At 70.9% G+C, this 18,452-nt stretch carries 21 protein-coding genes; 12 read left to right on the forward strand and 9 right to left on the reverse strand.

Going from position 1 to position 18,452, the window contains the following annotated elements; genetic code table 11:
• The first annotated feature begins 10 nt into the window (after positions 1-10).
• The 4 genes from hisB to ACOPJ3_RS07050 all read left to right on the forward strand — a co-directional run bounded on the left by hisB (position 11) and on the right by ACOPJ3_RS07050 (position 3,045).
• The gene (hisB, locus tag ACOPJ3_RS07035) at positions 11-619 is read left to right on the forward strand and encodes an imidazoleglycerol-phosphate dehydratase HisB (protein WP_427871122.1); all 609 of its coding nucleotides are present in this window, start codon (positions 11-13) and stop codon (positions 617-619) included.
• A complete protein-coding gene (hisH, locus tag ACOPJ3_RS07040) occupies positions 616-1,254 on the forward strand; it encodes an imidazole glycerol phosphate synthase subunit HisH (protein ID WP_427871123.1) in 639 nt (212 codons plus the stop codon). The genes hisB and hisH overlap by 4 nt, the downstream gene beginning before the upstream one ends.
• 73 nt (positions 1,255-1,327) lie before the next feature.
• Positions 1,328-2,098, forward strand: coding sequence for a bifunctional 1-(5-phosphoribosyl)-5-((5-phosphoribosylamino)methylideneamino)imidazole-4-carboxamide isomerase/phosphoribosylanthranilate isomerase PriA (priA, locus tag ACOPJ3_RS07045; protein WP_427871124.1), 771 nt, complete (start codon positions 1,328-1,330; stop codon positions 2,096-2,098).
• An 8-nt stretch (positions 2,099-2,106) separates the two neighbouring features.
• A complete protein-coding gene (locus ACOPJ3_RS07050; protein WP_427871125.1) occupies positions 2,107-3,045 on the forward strand; it encodes an SseB family protein in 939 nt (312 codons plus the stop codon).
• Between the two features lie 19 nt (positions 3,046-3,064).
• Here ACOPJ3_RS07050 and ACOPJ3_RS07055 read toward each other — a convergent pair whose 3' ends face one another.
• Both ACOPJ3_RS07055 and ACOPJ3_RS07060 read right to left on the reverse strand, forming a co-directional pair.
• A complete protein-coding gene (locus ACOPJ3_RS07055) occupies positions 3,065-3,391 on the reverse strand; it encodes a branched-chain amino acid transporter permease (RefSeq protein WP_427871126.1) in 327 nt (108 codons plus the stop codon).
• Complete coding sequence (locus ACOPJ3_RS07060) at positions 3,384-4,118, reverse strand: AzlC family ABC transporter permease (RefSeq protein ID WP_427871127.1); 735 nt, start codon at positions 4,116-4,118, stop codon at positions 3,384-3,386. The genes ACOPJ3_RS07055 and ACOPJ3_RS07060 overlap by 8 nt, the downstream gene beginning before the upstream one ends.
• Positions 4,119-4,198: 80 nt before the next feature.
• Between ACOPJ3_RS07060 and ACOPJ3_RS07065 the strand changes: the two genes are divergently transcribed.
• Positions 4,199-4,633: an Lrp/AsnC family transcriptional regulator gene (locus tag ACOPJ3_RS07065; protein WP_427871128.1), complete on the forward strand. Its 435-nt coding sequence runs from the start codon at positions 4,199-4,201 to the stop codon at positions 4,631-4,633.
• A gap of 430 nt (positions 4,634-5,063) precedes the next feature.
• Here ACOPJ3_RS07065 and ACOPJ3_RS07070 read toward each other — a convergent pair whose 3' ends face one another.
• Positions 5,064-5,465, reverse strand: coding sequence for a DUF1844 domain-containing protein (locus tag ACOPJ3_RS07070; protein WP_427871129.1), 402 nt, complete (start codon positions 5,463-5,465; stop codon positions 5,064-5,066).
• A gap of 283 nt (positions 5,466-5,748) precedes the next feature.
• Here ACOPJ3_RS07070 and infC point away from each other — a divergent pair, with 283 nt between their 5' ends.
• The 4 genes from infC to ACOPJ3_RS07090 all read left to right on the forward strand — a co-directional run bounded on the left by infC (position 5,749) and on the right by ACOPJ3_RS07090 (position 7,982).
• Positions 5,749-6,300 carry a translation initiation factor IF-3 gene (gene infC / locus ACOPJ3_RS07075; protein ID WP_427871130.1) on the forward strand — a complete coding sequence of 184 codons (552 nt, stop codon included), beginning with the start codon at positions 5,749-5,751 and terminating at the stop codon, positions 6,298-6,300.
• Between the two features lie 76 nt (positions 6,301-6,376).
• Positions 6,377-6,571 carry a 50S ribosomal protein L35 gene (rpmI, locus tag ACOPJ3_RS07080; RefSeq protein ID WP_010156662.1) on the forward strand — a complete coding sequence of 65 codons (195 nt, stop codon included), beginning with the start codon at positions 6,377-6,379 and terminating at the stop codon, positions 6,569-6,571.
• Between the two features lie 50 nt (positions 6,572-6,621).
• A complete protein-coding gene (gene rplT, locus ACOPJ3_RS07085; protein ID WP_427871131.1) occupies positions 6,622-7,005 on the forward strand; it encodes a 50S ribosomal protein L20 in 384 nt (127 codons plus the stop codon).
• 179 nt (positions 7,006-7,184) lie between these two features.
• A complete protein-coding gene (locus ACOPJ3_RS07090; protein WP_427871132.1) occupies positions 7,185-7,982 on the forward strand; it encodes a TrmH family RNA methyltransferase in 798 nt (265 codons plus the stop codon).
• Positions 7,983-8,039: 57 nt separating this feature from the next.
• On the opposite strand, the gene ACOPJ3_RS07095 is transcribed toward ACOPJ3_RS07090, so the two are convergent.
• From ACOPJ3_RS07095 to ACOPJ3_RS07120, 6 genes are all read right to left on the reverse strand, one after another.
• Complete coding sequence (locus ACOPJ3_RS07095; protein ID WP_427871133.1) at positions 8,040-9,305, reverse strand: Dyp-type peroxidase; 1,266 nt, start codon at positions 9,303-9,305, stop codon at positions 8,040-8,042.
• Positions 9,292-9,882: a copper chaperone PCu(A)C gene (locus tag ACOPJ3_RS07100; RefSeq protein ID WP_427871134.1), complete on the reverse strand. Its 591-nt coding sequence runs from the start codon at positions 9,880-9,882 to the stop codon at positions 9,292-9,294. Before ACOPJ3_RS07100 ends, ACOPJ3_RS07095 begins: the two co-directional genes overlap by 14 nt.
• 144 nt (positions 9,883-10,026) lie before the next feature.
• On the reverse strand, positions 10,027-10,662 hold the full coding sequence (locus ACOPJ3_RS07105) for a copper resistance CopC family protein (protein WP_427871135.1): 636 nt from the start codon (positions 10,660-10,662) through the stop codon (positions 10,027-10,029).
• Positions 10,663-10,776: 114 nt separating this feature from the next.
• On the reverse strand, positions 10,777-11,439 hold the full coding sequence (locus ACOPJ3_RS07110; protein ID WP_427871136.1) for a hypothetical protein: 663 nt from the start codon (positions 11,437-11,439) through the stop codon (positions 10,777-10,779).
• A 96-nt stretch (positions 11,440-11,535) separates the two neighbouring features.
• Positions 11,536-12,390 (reverse strand): urea carboxylase-associated family protein, encoded by an 855-nt coding sequence (locus ACOPJ3_RS07115; protein WP_427871137.1) that lies wholly within the window; start codon positions 12,388-12,390, stop codon positions 11,536-11,538.
• The gene (locus ACOPJ3_RS07120) at positions 12,387-13,166 is read right to left on the reverse strand and encodes a GntR family transcriptional regulator (RefSeq protein WP_427871138.1); all 780 of its coding nucleotides are present in this window, start codon (positions 13,164-13,166) and stop codon (positions 12,387-12,389) included. Before ACOPJ3_RS07120 ends, ACOPJ3_RS07115 begins: the two co-directional genes overlap by 4 nt.
• A gap of 188 nt (positions 13,167-13,354) precedes the next feature.
• On the opposite strand from ACOPJ3_RS07120, the gene ACOPJ3_RS07125 reads away from it, so the two are divergent.
• The 3 genes from ACOPJ3_RS07125 (at position 13,355) to ACOPJ3_RS07135 (ending at position 18,442) form a co-directional block, all read left to right on the forward strand.
• Positions 13,355-15,751 (forward strand): ABC transporter permease subunit, encoded by a 2,397-nt coding sequence (locus ACOPJ3_RS07125; protein WP_427871139.1) that lies wholly within the window; start codon positions 13,355-13,357, stop codon positions 15,749-15,751.
• Positions 15,752-15,817: 66 nt separating this feature from the next.
• Positions 15,818-16,573 (forward strand): LamB/YcsF family protein, encoded by a 756-nt coding sequence (locus ACOPJ3_RS07130; RefSeq protein ID WP_427871140.1) that lies wholly within the window; start codon positions 15,818-15,820, stop codon positions 16,571-16,573.
• Complete coding sequence (locus ACOPJ3_RS07135; RefSeq protein ID WP_427871141.1) at positions 16,574-18,442, forward strand: carboxyltransferase domain-containing protein; 1,869 nt, start codon at positions 16,574-16,576, stop codon at positions 18,440-18,442.
• Positions 18,443-18,452 lie beyond the last annotated feature (10 nt).

The following is an 18,452-nucleotide window of genomic DNA, read 5'->3' on the forward strand; positions in this document are numbered from 1 at the left end:
ACTTGGCCCCATGACCGCACCTCAACGCACTGCCGCGCTCGAGCGTTCCACGAGCGAATCCGAGATCTCGCTCAGCATCGACCTCGATGGAACCGGAGCATCCACGATCGACACGGGCGTCCCGTTCTTCGATCACATGCTCACGGCGTTCGCGCGGCACTCGCTGACCGACCTCACCGTGAAGGCCGTCGGCGACGTGCACATCGACGTGCACCACACGGTCGAGGACACGGGGATCCTGCTCGGCCAGGCGATCCTCGAGGCGCTCGGCGACAAGCGCGGGATCACCCGCTACGGCGACGCGCTCGTGCCGCTCGACGAGGCGCTCGCACAGGCCGTCGTCGACATCTCGGGGCGCCCCTACCTCGTGCACTCCGGCGAGCCGGCCGGTTTCGAGTACCACCTGATCGGCGGGCACTTCACAGGCTCCATGGTGCGCCACTTCTTCGAGGCGCTGATCCTGAACGCGCGCCTCACCGCGCACATCAGGCTCGTCGAGGGGCGGGATCCGCACCACATCGCCGAGGCCGAGTTCAAGGCGTTCGCACGCGCGTTCCGCCAGGCGAAGTCGCTCGACCCGCTCGAGACCGGCGTGCCCTCCACGAAGGGCGCGCTGTGAGCGCTGGCGCCAAGCGCGTCGTCGTGCTCGACTACGGCTCGGGCAACGTGCACTCCGCCGTGAAGGCGCTCGCGAGGGCCGGCGCGGAGGTCGAGCTCACCCGCGACCCGAAGGCGGTCGCGGAAGCGGACGGCCTGCTCGTCCCCGGCGTCGGCGCGTTCGACGCCGTGATGCAGCAGCTGCGCGCCGTGCGCGGCGACGAGCTCATCGACCGGCGCCTCGCGGGCGGCCGCCCGGTGCTCGGGATCTGCGTGGGCGAGCAGGTGATGTTCGAACGCGGCGTCGAGCGCGGGATCGAGACGGAGGGCCTCGGCCAGTGGCCGGGCACCGTGCGCGAGCTGCACGCGACGGTGCTGCCGCACATGGGCTGGAACACGGTCGACGTGGCCTCGGGATCCACCCTCTTCCGTGGCGTCGAGGACGAGCGCTTCTACTTCGTGCACAGCTACGCGGCCTGCGACTGGACGCTCGAGGGCCGCGGCGAGTCGACGCGCCCCCTCGTCACCTGGGCCGAGCACGGCGAGCGCTTCGTTGCCGCCGTCGAGAACGGGCCGCTCTCGGCCACCCAGTTCCACCCGGAGAAGTCCGGCGAGGCGGGGATCCGCCTGCTCGGCAACTGGATCTCGACGCTCTAGCTCCGCTCAGGATCACGCGTCACACTGGCACACGCACCACGCAAGACACACGCCCGACAGGAGATTGAGAAGTATGAGCGGACTCGCACAGGGCCCGAACCTTCAGCTGTTGCCCGCGATCGACATGGTCGACGGGCAGGCCGTGCGCCTCACGCAGGGGGAAGCGGGAACGGAGAAGGGCTACGGCAGCCCCGTCGACGCCGCACTCGACTGGATCGACCAGGGCGCCGAGTGGATTCACCTCGTCGACCTCGACGCGGCCTTCGGGCGTGGCAGCAACGTGGACGTTGCGAAGAAGATCATCCGCCGCGCGGGCAACGTGAAGATCGAGTTCTCGGGCGGGATCCGCGACGACAAGAGCCTCGAGGCCGCCCTCGAGATGGGCGCGCGCCGGGTGAACCTCGGCACCGCGGCCCTCGAGAACCCCGAGTGGACGCAGGCCGTCATCGCGCGCTACGGCGAGCGGATCGCGGTCGGCCTCGACGTGCGCGGCGAGACCCTCGCCTCCCGCGGCTGGACCGAGGACGCCGGCAACCTGTGGGACGTGCTCGCGCGCCTCGAGGAGGCCGGGTGTTCGCGCTACGTCGTGACCGACGTCACGAAGGACGGCACGATGCGCGGCCCGAACGTCGAGCTGCTCCGCAAGGTGTGCGAGCGGACTGAGCGCCCCGTCGTCGCCTCCGGCGGGATCTCGAGCCTCGACGACCTCTCAGCGCTGCGCGAGCTCGTGCGGTTCGGGGTCGAGGGCGCGATCATCGGCAAGGCGCTCTACGACGGCGCGTTCACGCTCGCCGCGGCGTTCGACGTCGCCGGCGCACCGAGCCGCCCGGGGGCCGGAGACTAGCCGCGGCGATGGCGATCAAGAAGCTTCCCTCGACCGGGGACGCGCCGCGGAACACCGGCGTGCCCGAGAGCCTCGTCCCCGGCGGCGCTGCCGACTCCGCGGGTTTCCCGTGGGAGGGGCGCACGTTCGACCACCACGGCACCGCCTTCGCGGGCGACGACGGCAGTACGCCCGAGCTCGTCGCGCGCGCCGTCGCGGCGCTGCGAGAGGCGGCCGACGAGGCGAAGCGGGCCGGTGTGGGTGCCGGATCCGGATCCGCATCCGGATCCGAGACCGACGCGGCGCGCGAGCGTGCGCTCGCGGCCGTCGCCGCGGCGCACGACGTCGTCATCTGCGCGCTCCGCGAGTCGCGCGTGCTCGTGCCGATGCTCGCCGAGGCGGGGGACCTCGGCGTGACGCCCGAGGGCAAGACGGTCGAGAAGACGCAGGAGCTCTCCATCGTGACGGTCGGGGCGCCGGACGGGCGGCGGGTGCTGCCCGTCTTCACCTCGACGGCGACCCTCGCCCACTGGCACCCGGAGGCGCGGCCGATCCCGGTGCCGTGCGGGCAGGCGGCGCTCGCCGCCGTGCAGGAGGAGACGGATCTCATGATCCTCGACGCCGCGACCGCCGAGCGCGAGTACGGCATCCGCCGGCCCGCGCTCAAGGCGCTCGCGCTCGGCGAGACGTACGTACCCGCGTGGGCGGACGCCGAAGTGATCGGCGCGTTTCGCGCCGGGGCGTCGGGGGAGCCCGCGATCGTCGGCGTGGAGCTCGCTCCCGGCGACATCGACGCGCGCTTGCTCGCGCCCGAGGTGGACGTCCTGATCCGGCTCGCCGGCGGACTCACCCGCGAGGACCTCGACGGCCTGCTGCAGCGCCTCCAGGCGCGCTGGGCCGCGAGCGAGATCATCGCCGAGCGCGTGGACTCGATGCGCGTGCGGCCCGTCGCGGCGGGCGGCGCCTGAGCCTAGTAGGTTCTGCCGCTCAGAGCAGGTTGAGCAGCGCGACGTAGACGGTCGTGCCCGCTGCGATGCTGAGGAGCGCGCGGCGGCCGGCGAAGAGGTGCGTGCACACCGTCACCACGACGGCGGACGCGACGATCCAGAGCTGACCGGGGCGCGCGACGATCTCGTCCCGGACGACCACGACCGCGAGGATCAAGAGGATGCCGGCGGGCATCCACGCGCCGAGCGACTTCACGAAACGCGACCTGCGCAGCGGCTTCAGGATCGCGAAGGGGAGCGCCCGCAACCCGAGCGTGATCGCGCCGCCGATCAGCACGGCGAGCAGGAGGTAGCTCGTCTCACTCATCGGATCCGGCCCCCTTCGCGCGGAGCTGGCCGAGCGCGTAGCGCGCCGCGAGCAGCACCGTATAGAGGATGAGGGCGACGAGCATCGTCTGACCGGGTGCTGCGAGCATCGCGATCCCGACCGAGACGCCGGCGAGGAGCACCGAGGGGATCTCCCTGCGGCTGCGCACCGCGTCGAGGGTCATCACGATGAAGAGCGCGACGAGGGCGAACTCGAAGCCCTCGATGGGTGCAGGGAGCACGCTCGCGATCCCGAGCCCGAGCAGGCCGCCGACGACCCAGTAACTCTGCATCATGAGCTGGCCCGTGACGATGCGCGCCGAGGACTGGCGCTCGGGCGGCATGAGCACGTAGGTCGCGTAGGCCTCGTCGATCATGGCGTAGGTCGCGTAGGCGCGGGGAAGTCCCTTGCGCACCTTCGTGATCGGGAACGACAGGGCGTAGAACACGTGCCGGAAGTTCACGGCGAACACCGCGACCGCGACCGTGAGGAGCGGCGTCGCCGCCGCGAGCATGCTGACGAGGAGCAGCTCGACGGAGCCGGCGAAGATGCCGACGGAGAGCGCGGGCGCGATCCACCACGGCAGTCCCGACTGCGCGACGAGGATCCCGAGCGCGATCCCGAGCGGGAAGATGCCGATCCCGACACCGAACGAGTCGGTGATGCCCGCCCGGATCTGGTCGCGCTTCGTCGCCGGGGGAGGCAGCTGGGCGCGAGTGGATTGCATAGCAACATTGTGACGGAAAAGCGGCGCAATGTTGGTGCGTTTTCGGGGGCTCGCGCCGCGATCCGTGGAATAATGTGTGCGTGGATGCCTTAGATCGAGCAATTATTGCCGAGCTCGCCGAGGACGGCCGGCTGAGCAACGTCGAACTCGCCGCCCGCATCGGCCTGACGCCAGGGCCGTGCCTCCGCCGCGTGCAGCGGCTCGAGAGCGAGGGCGTGATCCGCGGCTACCGCGCGATCGTCGACCCCGACGCGGTGGGGCGAGGCTTCGAGGTGATCGTGCACGTCGACCTCTCGACGCAGGAGGCCGCCGCGGTCGCGGGATTCGAGGCGGCCGTCGTCGCGCTCGACGAGGTGGTCGAGTGCCAGCGCCTCTTCGGGCGGCCCGACTACTTCCTCCGCATCGCGGTCGCCGACCTCGGCAGCTACGAGGCGTTCCTCACGCAGAAGATCATGTCGCTCTCGGCGATCGGCCGCGTGACCTCGCACTTCTCGATGAAGGCGCTGAAGGGGTAGGCGCGGCGGGGCGCGGGCGCGGGCGTCCGCGCACGCCCGCCCGCCTGTCTGCGCTCGCTCCGAGTTCTGCGCTCGCTCCTATGATCTGGCGCGCTTTCGTGTGAGCGAGCGCAGATTGCGGAGGGAGCGCCGGTCGCTGGAGTGGATCCGGATCCGGATCCGGACCCGGATCACGACTCGCGCCCGCGCGCTCACGTCCCGACGCCTGCACTGGCTCCGAATTCTGCGCTCGTTCCTACGATTCGGGGCGCTTTCTTGCGAACGAGTGCAGATTGCGGAGCGAGCGCAGGGGCGGGCCGTGGTGCCGGATCGGGATCCGACCCAGCGCGCACCTACGCTGGCTCCGAGTTCTGCGCTCGCTCCTATGTTTTGGCGCGCTTTCGTGTGAGCTACTGCAGATTGCGGAGCGAGAGCGAACGCGCGCGCCGCGCTAGATCGTCGAGCCCGTGTACTTCTCGCCGGGGCCCTGGCCCGGAGCGTCGGGGATCGTCGAGGCCTCGCGGAAGGCGAGCTGCACCGAGCGGAGGCCGTCGCGGAGGCTGCGGGCGTGCATGTCGCTCACCTCGGGCGCGGCGGCCGTGATCAGGCCTGCGAGTGCGTTGATGAGCTTGCGCGCCTCGTCGAGGTCGATCTGGTTCTCGGGATCGTCGGCGAGGCCGACCTTCACCGCCGCCGCGCTGAGCAGGTGAACTGCCGCTGTCGTGATGACCTCGACGGCGGCGACGTCCGCGATGTCGCGCGTCGCCTGCGCAACGCCCTCGGCGCCACTCCCGGAGGTGCTCCCCGCACCCTCGACGTGCTGCTGCTGTGCCTCGGGGGTGGTGTCGCTCATAGTGTCCTGACTCTCGTCTGCGGTTTTGTGGTAATATTGCCGTTGGTTCTCGGCGTCTTGCCGAGATGCGGAAGAGGAGATTCTCCCACCCGGCACCGATTCAAGGTTACCGGGTAGTTCACACCCCGCCGGTCACGGCAGCTATTGCAAAGGGTGTGGGGTAGCGCGTGCGCTGCCCGGATCCTCTCCTCCGTCGCTCCCGAGCGGGAGTGCCTCACACCTGAGATCAGAGGAGCCGGCGATCAGCGATCCCCGTACGAATGACAGAATCCGCGTCCCCGAAGTGCGCCTGGTTGGACCCAGTGGCGAGCAGGTCGGTGTCGTGCCGATCGAGACCGCGCTGCGCCTGGCGGCAGATGCAGATCTCGATCTCGTCGAGGTAGCCCCGAACTCGAAGCCGCCCGTGGCCAAGATCATGGATTTCGGCAAGTTCAAGTACGAGGCCGCCCAGAAGCAGAAGGAAGCTCGTCGTAACCAGGCGAACACGATCCTCAAGGAGGTTCGTTTCCGCCTCAAGATCGACAAGCACGACTACGAAACCAAGACCAAGCGCGCGATCGGCTTCTTGTCGCAGGGCGATAAGGTCAAGGCCATGATCCTGTTCCGTGGCCGCGAGCAGTCGCGTCCCGAGATGGGCGTGCGCCTCCTTCAGCAGTTCGCGGAGGACATCGCCGAGTTCGGCACCGTCGAGTCGAACCCCCGGATCGACGGCCGCAACATGGTCATGGTGATCGCCCCGCTCAAGAACAAGTCCGAGGCGAAGGCCGAGCAGAACGCTCGCCGCGCCGAGGAGAAGGCGATCCGCAAGTCCGGCAGCGCAGCGGCCGGAGAGTAATTTCAGCGGCACGCTGCCACCAGCGGCGCCGCGCAGAACGCAGCCTGTCAGGCGCGCACACAACAAGGAGAAATCGATGCCCAAGCAGAAGACCCACTCGGGGGCCAAGAAGCGCTTCAAGCTCACCGGCTCCGGCAAGCTCATGAAGCAGCAGGCCGGCATGCGCCACAACCTCGAGGTCAAGGCCTCGAAGCGCAAGCGCCGCCTGAACGCCGAGCAGGTGCTCGCCAAGGGCGACGCCAAGCAGGCAATGAAGCTCCTCGGCCACTAAGCCCGCGAGCACCCCAGCTGTTCACCAAGAGTTTGTAAGGAAGAACTGAAATGGCAAGAGTCAAGCGGGCCGTCAACGCCCACAAGAAGCGTCGCGTCATCCTCGAGCGTGCCGAGGGCTACCGCGGCCAGCGTTCGCGCCTGTACCGCAAGGCAAAAGAGCAGGTCATCCACTCGCTCGTCTACTCGTACAACGATCGCCGGAAGAAGAAGGGCGACTTCCGCCGCCTGTGGATCCAGCGCATCAACGCGGGTGCACGCGCCAACGGCCTGACCTACAACCGCTTCATCCAGGGCCTCGGCCTCGCCGGTGTCGAGGTTGACCGTCGCATGCTCTCCGAGCTCGCGACCAACGAGCCCGCCGCCTTCGCCGCCCTCGTCGAGGTCGCAAAGGCCGCTCTCCCCGAGGACACCTCGGCTCCGAAGGCCGCCTAAGCTTCACGCTTCGCGCCTCGGGCATCGAGCCCAGTGACGAGAACCCCCGCCGTGCACCGCACGCGGGGGTTCTCGCCGTTTCCGGCGGGGCCGGGTGCGGCCCAGGATCCGGATCCCGATCCGGACCAGGATCGCGCCCCGTACCCCGCCCCCGACCGCCCGCCGAGTAGGCTTGACGGGTGATCGAGAACCCGAAGTCCGGGCGCGTGCGCCGCGCCGCAGCACTCGTCCGAAAGAAGGAGCGCGTCGCGCAGGGCCGCTTCCTCGTCGAGGGCCCGCAGGCCGTGCGCGAGTTGCTCGCCCACCGCCCCGAGCTCGCCGAGGTCGTGTTTGCGACGACCGGCACGGAGCCGTGGCAGCACGAGATCGACCGGCTCGCCTCGGACGGCGGGGTCGAGCTCGAGCGCGTCACCGGTGAGGTGCTCGCCGCCATGAGCGAGACCGTCACCCCCCAGGGGGTCGTCGCGATCGCCCGCAGCTGGGAGACGCCGCTCGCGGAGGCCCTCGCGGACGCCCGGCTCGTCGCCGTCATGCATGAGGTGCGGGATCCCGGCAACGCCGGCGCCGTGCTGCGCGCCGCGGACGCCGCGGGAGCCGACGCCGTCGTGTTCGCGGGGGAGAGCATCGACCCGTTCCACCCCAAGGTCGTGCGGTCGACCACTGGATCCCTCTTCCACCTGCCCGTCGCGGTTGCCCGCGAGCTCGCCGATGTGACCGATGCGGCGCGCGCGGCCGGGCTCACGACGCTCGCGGCCGACGTGCGCGGCACCGACCTCCTCGCGGCGCGCTCCGAGGGCGTGCTCGCGGGGCGCGTCGCCTGGGTCTTCGGCAACGAGGCGCGCGGGCTCAGCGACGCCGAGCGGGCACTCACCGACCGCTCGCTCAAACTCCCGATCTACGGGGCGGCCGAGTCGCTCAACCTCGCGACCGCCGCGAGCGTGCTGATCTACGAGACCGCCTTCGCCCAGCGCGGCTAGAAGCGTCTGAGAGCCGCAGGGGGGGCGCGGCTCTCAGACGCCGTCTCTGCGCTCTCGCTAGGCGAGGAGCGACGCCCCGAGGGGCGTGTCCGGGGTGAACCCCGGGAGGATCGCGAAGACCGCGGATCCCGTGTGTGTGACCCACTCGTTGAGCATGTCGAGCTCGTCGAGGCGCTGCTGGATCGGCACGAACTGCTTCAGCGGGTTCCGCTGGTAGCAGGCGAACAGCAGACCCGACTCGTCGCCGTCGTCGTAGTTCGTGCTGCGGCGGAAGATCCGCTCCGACGGGTCGGTCGAGTGCGCCCTGCGCGCGTGCGAGAAGCTCGGGATCACGGGCAGACCCAGCTTGTCCTTCGCGTCGAAGTCCATGGGCGTGTGCTCGTCGCCGCCCGTGAGCGGCGCCCCCGTGTCGAGCGTGCGCCCGATCGACTGCTCGCGACCGGGCCGGTCGATCTGGTCCCAGGTGTCGAGCTCCATCCGGATTCTGCGCAGCACGAGTGCGCTGCCGCCAGCGAGCCAGGCCTCCGCGCCCGTTGCCCCCTCGAGCCAGACGAGCGACTCGAAGTCTTCCTCGTCGGGCTTCGGGTTCACGGTGCCGTCGACCTGCCCCATGAGGTTGCGCATGGTGGTGTCGTCGGACTCTGCGCCGCGCGCCTGCCGGAACCCCTGCTGCGACCAGATCCGGCGGGCGAAGCCGCGGAGGTCGCGCTCGAACATGCGCGCGGCGTGCGCCACGGCGAGCTGGTCGTCCGACTGCAGGAGCACGAGCAGGTCGCCCCCGTCGTGCGCGCCATCGAGCTGGTCGAGCGTGAACGCGGGGAGCGGCGCGAGCCACTCGGGACGCTTCTCCTTCGCCACGCGCTCGACGAGCCCAGGGCCGACCCCGATCGTCACCGTGAGGCGCGCGGGCCGCGCGGCGAGCTCCGGCTCCGGGTCGGCGAGCGGCGCGTCGCCGGAGGTCAGGCCCTCGATGTCGTCGGTCAGGATCCGGAACATGCGGCTGATCGCCTCGCGATCCGTCTCCGGTTTGAGCGCGTAGGACACGTAGCGCGAGTGCGCGGTCGGCGTCGTCGTCACCCCCGCCTGATGCTTGCCGTGGCAGGGGAGGACGTCGCCGCCGAAGGGCGCGGCCGCGTCGGCCAGCGCCGGTGAGGTGGCGTCGCGGAGCTGGGGGATCCCGAGGGTCGCGCCGACGCCGAGCGCCGCACCGATCCCTGCCCCGGCGAAACCGCCGGTGAGCAGGGCCCGGCGGCCGATGCCGGGGGAGCTGCGCTCCCCGGCACCGGCCGTGACCGCTTTCGGGACGGGCTTAGTGGGACGCATGGTCCATTCCGCCGTCCTCCGACCCGTGATCCATGCCGCCGTCATAGGACTCGTTGCCGCCCGAGTAGTCCTTCACGAGCGCCTGCACCTTGAGGGTCGCGCCGTCGCTGAAGTGGAGCGTCGCCTCGACCTCCTCGCCGGCCTTGATCGGCTTCGGCATCTCCATGAGCATGATGTGGTCGCCGCCGGGAGCGAGCTGCAGCTCTCCGCCCGCCGGGATCGTGAAGCCGCCCTTCTTCTCGCGCATCTTGCCGTCGCCATCGGTCTCGTGGAGCTCGACGGTTCCGGCCGAGGCGCTCTCGGCGCTCTCGAGCGTGACCTCCTTGTCAGTGTTGTTCTTCAGCGTGCCGAAGACGGCCGACATGCTCTCCATCTCGGATCCGGCGTTGGCCTTCGCCCAGCTGTCGCTGAGCGTGAGCCCGGACTCGGCCTTCTGGCTGGTCTCGCTTGAGCTGCCCGAGCCTGCCGCGGGCCCGTCGGCCTGCGCGCAACCCGTAAGGAGCAACGGGGCGGCGAGGAGCGCGCCCGAGGCGAGGACTGCGAGGCGTGCGCGGCGTGCGGTGTGCGTGGTGTTCATTGAAAGAGGTGTCCTTCTCAGTGGTGAGGTGGGTGCCGCGAGCGTCGGCGGCCACCGCACGTCGCGCGCAGGGGCGCGAGCGTGGCGGAGCGCCAGCACTCGGGCGAGAGGGGGACGCCGCTCGGGCGTCAACGCGTGCGCAGGCTAGTTGCCGCGCGACGCGCCCTGAGTGGCCTGATCCTTCTTCTTTCGCGAGAGCGCGACCGCGGCAGTGATGCCGCCGATCACGAGCACAGCTGCGCCCGTGATGATCGCGACAACGACACCGAAGGGCATCCCCGCGGCGTCATCCGCCTCAGCATGGTCGCCCGAATCCTCGTGCTCGTGGGACTCCGCATCCTCGGTGAGCTCGGCTGCGGGGATGATCTCGCCCGTGCCGTTCGCGCCGACGGCGATGCCGAACGACCCGTCGATCGGGTGACCGTCACTCGAGACCACGCGCCACGCGATGCGATAGTCACCCTCGGCGAGTCCCGCCTGCAGGTGCTGCGTCACGTCGGGGCCGTCGACCTCGGGCTCGCCGTCCTTGATATCGGCGCCGTCGGGTCCCGTGGCCACGATCTCCGTGCCGACCTCGATGATGCTATTGCTGAACGAGAGCTTGAACCCCTCGGTAGCGCCCGCATCGTTCGCGACGATCTCGGTGCCGACGAGCTCGTCGTGCGCGAGCGCTGGCGATGCTGCGCCGAACACGGCGGCGAGGCCGAACACGGCGGCGAGGCCGAGCGCGGCGGCGGCGATGAGTCGTCCGATGCGGGGGGTCTGGGTCGTGCGGGACATGCGGTGTCTCCGAGTTCCTCCGGGCTGCGCCGGGATTTATTTCCCCGGGGTTGCCGGGGACCGCGGGGATGGAATCGCCACGCGGCTGCTGATGCTGAAAAGAAGAAAACAGGATCAGGCGAGAACCGGAGGCCCGCGACGGGACACCGCGGTGGTGCCCAGCATCCGCAGGGCGATGGTCTCGGCGCACTCGCCGAGCGTCACCCGCAGTGTGCAGCGGTGCTGCAGCGGGGTGAGTGCGAGCGCGCGCGCGGGCAGGGCCCGGCGCACGAGCGAGACGAGCGCAAGGAATGCGCGCTCGCCGAAGTGGAGGAGCGCGATCGTCAGAACGGCCGCGATCGCGTGGCCGATCCACATCACGGTGTCGGCGGTCGAGGCGGTCGCGGCTGGCGCGAAGCTCTGGATCGCGTCGAGGTGCGCGGCGTGCGGCGAGAGCGGGAGCCCCGCGGCGTCGCTGCCCGGGCCCGCGGCTCCGGTTCCGGAAGCACCGGCGCCGAGCCCCGCGAGCGTCCAGTGGTAGGGGAACTGCGCGATCGCGACGGCGGCGGCGAGCCGCCAGAGCGAGCCGATCCGGCCAGCGAGCAGCGTGCAGACGGGGAGCGCGAGGATCGCGGTCGAGAACACGGCGAGCCAGGAGATGTCGCCGCCGGCGAGCGCGTGCGAGGCGGCCGCGAGCACGGTGGCGATCGCCGCGCCGCCCGCGCCTCTGGCGGCGCGCACTCCGCGGCTCATCCGGATCACCGGATGAGCGGCAGCGGGCAGCCTGGTGCTCTCCATGGCCACCAGTCTACGACGGGTTGGGGGCGTCTCGCGCCGCGCCGCGGGCGCGAGACGCGATCCGGAATCGCTGCGGGCGATCGATTCAGCTCCGGATCAGGCCCAGGGCTGTTCTCGGAGTGCGTGTGCGCCCGCGTATTCCGGCAGTCCTGGCGCCTCCCAGCCCGCGAGCAGCTCGTCGTCGATCCGGTAGACCTCGACGCCGATGGGGCGGCACACCTCGACCGGGTCGTGTGCGCCGTCGCCCCACATCGGGACCGAGAGGTCGCCGCCGGGGCAGGTCGAGAGCGCCATGAGCACGTCGATCTCCGCGAACATCTCGAAGTAGTCCCCGACCTGTGCGGGGCACGTCTTCATGAAGTACTTGTCCTCGTCGTTCAGCCCCGTGCACTGGAACACGTTGAGCACGTCGTGCACGTCGAACTCGGTGAGCCCGAAAGGGCGCACGGCCCGCACGAGGTTCGAGTGGCAGTGGTAGTCGAAGTCCTCGCCCGTGAGCATGCGGTTGACGTATGGGTCACAGCGCGTGCCGAGCGTATCGTGCACGCGCCCGCCCTCGGCGTCGACGCCGTAGCCCTCGAGCGTGTCGCCCGTGATCGTGACGAGCGGCCTGAGATAGGGGAGCGTCGACCAGAGGCGGTCGAAGCGGGTCACGTGCGCGGCCTGAAGCTGGCGGGTGCGCGCGGCCCAGAAGCGCTCGCGCGGATTGTGCAGGTTCCAGATGTTGAGGTCGCCGACCTGCGGCCCGTCCACGGTGAGCAGGCGGCAGACGTGCCCGGCGGGCACGGTCCAGGCGCGGCCCGAGCGGATCGGGATCTCGAACGAGTCGACGAGGGTGCGGCCGTCGGTGCGCTCGCCGATCCTGCCGTACAACTCACGGTCGACCTCGAGGGCCTGGCCCTTGTATGCGGCCTCGGTGAGTGCGGCGACCCGCGTCGATTCGGTGCTCATGCGGTGTGCTCCTTCGTGTCTGGTTCGGTGGTGCGAAGCTCTGCGGGAACGGGCGGATCAGTAGTATCTTCGGCGACCGCAGGATCCGCCCCGGGATCCGCCCGGCGCGCGCGCAGCGACGCGCGCACGGCGTCGATCACACTCACCTCCGAGTCGCTGAGGTAGCGGTCGAGCGCCGCGACGGCGTCCTCGCGCGCGCCGCCGAGGATGAGCTCGGCGATCTCCCGGTCGCGGGGAACCCACTGCAATTGGAATGCGGCCTCGTCGTCGATCACGGAGAAGGCGAGGCGGAGCTGCGCCGCGACCGCCACGAAGAAGGTGTTGAGGCTCTCCGATCCGCCGAGCGCCACGACTCGGCGGTGGAAGTCGAGGCTCGCGGTGCCCACCGCGGTCCAGGATCCGCGGCGCACGCAGGCCTCGGTATGGTCCGCCGCCTGCTCGAGCTCTTCGAGGAGTCGCCCGGGGGCGGCGACGCTCGAGCGCACGGCGCCGGCCTCGATGATCCGGCGGGCCGTGTAGAGATCCCTGATGTCCTCGACCGTGAGCTCGCGCACCGAGTACCCGACGTTGCGCGTGGAGACGGCGAGGCCCTCAGCCTCGAGGAGCCGGAGCCCGTCGCGGGCGGTGTTGCGGGAGACACTGTGCTGCAGGGCGACGCTCGCGTCGATGAGCCTCGTGCCCGGTGTGAGGGCGCCCTCGATGATGCTCTGCCTCAGGGCGGAGCGCACCTGCTCGGCCGCCGACCTGATGGGCTCCTGCGCTGGAGTCTGGATCATGTCGCTCATCATAGCAACGAACTCGCGGATTGTTGAGCAAAAGCCCTGGGTCGCGGGAGGGGCGCAGTTGTCGAGGAGGGCAAAAAACCTGCTCAAGTGCGGGAATATGCGCGGATGTGACGGGTTTTGTGTGCCTGTGTGACGGCGCCTCTTGACAGAAGTGTTGAACAATCCGTAGGGTCTGGGCCATGACTCAACGACGAGCACACGCTCTTTTCGCCGGAATTGCGGCCGTCGCCATTGGCGCGCTCGCGCTGCTCTCGCCGCTCGGTGCGTCGGCGCCGAGCCGCGCCGACGACGGAAAACCGCTCCGGATCGGCTCCGACCTGACCTATCCGCCGTATGCGTACCTGGACGGGGACACCCCGGCCGGCTTCGATCCAGACTTCATGCGCGCTCTATCGGGCGAGCTCGGGCGCGAGCCGGAGTTCGTCGACACCCGCTTCGAACAGCTCATCACGAGCCTGCAGTCCGGCCACTTCGACGTTGTGGCCTCGGCGCTCTACATCACCGAGGAACGCGCCGGGCAGGTGCAGTTCATCCCGTACTTCACGACGGGCAACTCGATCGTTTCGCCCGAGTCGGGCGAGCAGTTCGCCAACGCCGCGGCGCTCTGCGGCAAGAGCGTCGCCGTGATCAAGGGCGCCGACGTCGCGACGAAGCTCCGCGGCGAGGCCAGCGACGCCTGCGCGAAGGACGGAAAGTCCGCGATCGACGTGCGTGACTTCACCGCGGACACGGAGGGCACGCAGGCGCTCCTCGCGGGTCAGGTCGACGCTCAGGTGACCGACGCCGCCGTCGCGAAGGTCGCGGTCGATAGCTCGGACGGCAGGCTCGCGATTACGAGCTCAGATCTGCTCTTCCCCGTGCCGGTCGGCATCGCCGTGGCCAAGGACAACACGAAGCTCGCGGGCGAGCTCCGTGACGGCCTCGAGCGGATGCGAGCGAGCGGGGAGTACGAGAAGCTCCTGGCCGAGTACAACCTCGCCGAGCCTGACCCCGCCGTCGTGAAGGCCGCGATGGGGGACAACGCCGAGGCGGCTGGCGGCGGCTTCTCCTTTGACTGGGGGTACTTCTTCAGCCTCTTCGGGCACAAGGCCTTCTGGGAGGCGACCGTCACGGTGCTCGTGCTCTCGGCGCTCGCCTGGACGATCTCGACCGTGCTCGGCATGCTCGTCGCCCTCGGCAGGCAGTCCAGGATCGGGGCCGTGCGGTGGCTCCTCGGCGTCTACGTCTGGTTCTTCCGCTCGCTCCCGCTCCTCGTGCTGCTGATCTTCGTGTACAACGCACCCCAGGTGATCCCGGAGCTCCGCGTGCTCGTCGGCTCCCCGTTCATGGCCGGCCTCATCGCGCTCGTGCTCTCGGAGACGGCCTACATCTCGGAGATCCACCGCGGCGGGCTTTCCTCGGTGTCCGGCGGTCAGGGCGAGGCCGGGCGCGCGCTCGGCATCCCGTGGGGCGGTGTGCAGCGCCGCATCGTGATCCCGCAGGCCTTCCGGGTCGCGCTTCCCGCGCTCGGCAATGAGCTCGTCACGATCATCAAGCTGACCTCGCTCGTCTCCGCGATCTCCCTCACCGAGATCCTGCTTGTCGGCCAGCGGCTCTACACGCAGAACTTCAAGGTGCTCGAGACCTTGCTCGCGGTCGGCGTCTTCTACGTCTTGATCGTGACCGTGTTCGATCAGGCACTCAAACTGCTCGAGCGGTTCCTCGACGTGCGCAGGCGCGGCCAGCGGGCGAGGCTCGGGGCCGAGACGGCCGCGGTCGACGTGATCCCCGCCGCGCCTGAGCGTCAGGGCACCCCGCACGCGGGCGAGGTCGTGGTGAGCGTGCGTGACGAGCGGAAGTCCTACGGCGAAACCGAGGTGCTGAAGGGCATCGACCTCGACGTGCACCGGGGCGAGGTGGTCGCGATCATCGGGCCGTCCGGCTCGGGCAAGACGACGCTCATCCGCACCCTCAACGCGATGGAGACGATCAACGAGGGCGACGTGCTGTTCCGCGGCGAGCCCGTGGGCTACACCCGGGGCGAGGATGGGCGTGCCAGGCCGGTGCCGGATCGGGTGCTCGCGCGGACCCGGCAGCGCATCGGCATGGTGTTTCAGCAGTTCAACCTGTTCCCGCACAAGACGGTGCGCGAGAACGTGACCTTCGCCCCCGACTACCTGCACCCCGCTGACCGGCGCGTCAACGCGAGCGAGGCCGACGTGCTGCTCGCGAAGGTCGGCATGGAAGCGCACGCGGACAAGTACCCGCACCAGCTCTCGGGCGGGCAGCAGCAGCGCGTCGCGATCGCACGCGCGCTCGCGATGGATCCCGAGGTGCTGCTCTTCGACGAGCCGACGAGCGCGCTCGATCCGGAACTCGTCGACGAGGTGCTGCGGGTCATGACGGAGCTCGCGGCCGACGGCCTCACGATGGTCGTCGTGACCCACGAGATGCGCTTCGCCCGCGAAGTCGCCGACTGGGTCGTGTTCATGGACCAGGGCGTCGTCGTGGAAGAGGGCCCCGCAGCCGAGGTGTTCGAGCGACCGCGGGAGCGCCGAACCCAGCGCTTCCTCAACCGGGTTCACGCGATTGGCTGAGGCTTCGAGGCGAGTTTCCGTTTCCGGTGCGGAATCGCGAGAGACTAGGGGCGAAGGGAGACCCACATGACAGCGATCGACCTCAACAGCGACCTCGGCGAGTCGTTCGGCAACTACTCCTTCGGGGACGATGCCGCGGTGCTCGCCTCCGTGACGAGCGCGAACGTCGCATGCGGCTTCCATGCCGGCGATCCGCGCGGGATCAGGGAGACCTGCCGGGCAGCAGTCGCCGCCGGCGTCACGATCGGCGCGCACCCCGGCTACCGCGACCTCGCGGGCTTCGGCAGGCGCTTCATCGACGTCGCGCCGGCTGAGCTCGCCGACGAGGTGATCTACCAGATCGGGGCGCTGCAGGCCCTGGCGCGCAGCGTCGGGGGCGAGGTGCGCTACGTCAAGCCGCACGGCGGGCTCTACAACACGATCGCCGTGCACGAGGAGCAGGCGGGCGCGGTCGCGCAGGCCATGCGTGAGGTGGCGGCCGAGCTACCGCTCATGGTGCTTCCCGGCTCGGTGATCGAGCGCGTCGCCCGCGACGCGGGAATCGAGACCGTCGCTGAGGCGTTCGCTGACCGCGCCTACGCGCCCGACGGCACGCTCGTGAAGCGGGGCACGGCCGGCGCAATCCTCGCGCCCGCCGACGCGGTGGCGCAGGCGATCCGTTTCGCGGCCGAGGGCGCGGTCACCGCGGTCGACGGCTCCGTGCTCCAGATCGCCCCCGACAGTATCTGCCTGCACGGCGACAACCCAGCGGCGATCGCGCTCGCGCGCAGCATTCGCGACGGGCTCGAGACGGCGGGCGTTGAGATCCGGAGCTTCGCCTAGGTGACCGGGCAGCCGATCCGTCCGGTCGGGGATCTCGCGCTCATCGTCGACCTTCCCGGGCTCGAAGCGGTGCTCGCGCTCGCCGCAGGGCTCCGGTCGGCGCCGCCCGCCGGGGTCGTCGACATCGTGCCGGCCGCGCGGACCGTGCTCCTCACGTTCCGGGACGCCGCTGGAGTGCGCGCGGGCAAGAGCGCGGTCGAGTCGCTGCTCGCGCGCTCGACCGCGGAAGCGGGCGACGGGCCTCGAAGCAGCTCCGGCGGCGCCCGGGACGGGCGCACACCCATCGAGATCCCGACGGTCTACGACGGCCCCGACCTCGCGGAGCTCGAGGCGATCGTGGGCCTCTCGCGCGAGGGAATCGTCGCGGCGCACGCGGGCTCGGAGTGGCGCGCGGCCTTCGGCGGCTTCGCGCCGGGCTTTGCGTACCTGACCGGGGGCGACCCCGTGCTCCGCGTGCCGCGGCTCGCCTCACCGCGCACCGCGGTGCCGGCCGGGTCCGTCGCGATCGCGGGGGAGTTCTCGGCCGTGTACCCCGGGGAGTCTCCCGGCGGCTGGCGGCTGCTCGGCCGCACCGACGCCAGGCTCTTCGACCCGTCGCGGGATCCCGCCGCCCTCATCGCCCCGGGCGATCTCGTGCGCTTCGTCCCCGTGCGCGAATTTGTGCGTGTGGGTGCGCCGGGCGCGGGGAGCACCGCGACACCGGCGGCTCACACTGCACAGGCAACTCAGCCGGCGCTCACGGTGATGCACCCGGGGATGCGCGCGCTCGTCCAGGATCTCGGCCGCCCGGGCGCAGCGGCGGTCGGGGTGACCGCCTCTGGCGCGATGGACCGCGCGGCGCTCGCGCGCGCCAACCGCGCGGTCGGCAACGCGGAGGGCGCGGCGGCGATCGAGGCCCTGAACGGGGGCGTCGAGCTGCGCGCTGAGCGGCGGACGACCGTCGCGGTCGCGGGGGCCGAGTGCGCGATCGCGGTGCTCGGCGCCGAGGCGGGCGCGCCCGCGCGGCCCTCCGCGCCCGGCGCGGCCATCGAGCTTGCGCCGGGGGAGCGCCTCCGCCTCGGGCCGGCGACCGCGGGCCTCCGCGCCTACATCGCCGTGCGCGGCGGCATCGCAGGCAACGCGGAGCTCGGCTCGCTCGCGCACGACAGCCTCTCGGGGCTTGGCGCCCCGCCGCTCGCCGCGGGGCAGGGCATCGCGGCCGGGGACGCGGCCGCCGCTCCGGATCCGGAGCCGGGGCCGGATCCGGATCCGGGGCCGGAGCCGCTGCCGGAGCCGGAGCCGCTGCCCGCGCCCGGCGAGGCGACCGTGCTGCGCTTCGTCGCCGGGCCCCGCGACGACTGGTTCGACGTGCCCTCCCGCGAGCGGCTGCGCGCCCAGGAGTGGGAGGTCACGGCCGAATCCAATCGCATCGGGATCCGGCTCGGCGCCCCGCCGGGCGGCGCGGCCCTCACGCGCGAGCGTGCGGGGGAGCTCGCGACCGAGGGCACGGTGCGCGGGGCGCTCCAGGTGCCTCCGAGCGGGCTGCCCGTGCTCTTCCTCGCGGACCACCCGGTCACGGGCGGATACCCCGTCATTGGCGTCGTCGTTGACGCAGACCTCGACCTCGCCGGGCAGCTCAGACCCGGCGACGCCGTCAGATTCGAGGAGGTCGATCCGGCGCGGATCCCGCGCCGCGCCCGCCGCGCCGCGGCGCCGGAGCGGCCGGAGACCGTGCGCTTCTCGATCGAGGTCGACGGGCGCAGGCACGCGCTCGCGCTGCCCTTCGCGCTCGCCGCGGCGCTCGAGCGCCAACTCGCGGCAGAGAACGACCGCGATCTTCTCGCGCTCCTGCGGCCGATCGTCGAGGAGCTCGCCACTTCGAACCGGTAGGATAGAGCAC

The sequence above is a fragment of the Leucobacter luti genome (genome assembly GCF_050310065.1).
GTDB classification, from domain to species: domain Bacteria; phylum Actinomycetota; class Actinomycetes; order Actinomycetales; family Microbacteriaceae; genus Leucobacter; species Leucobacter luti_B.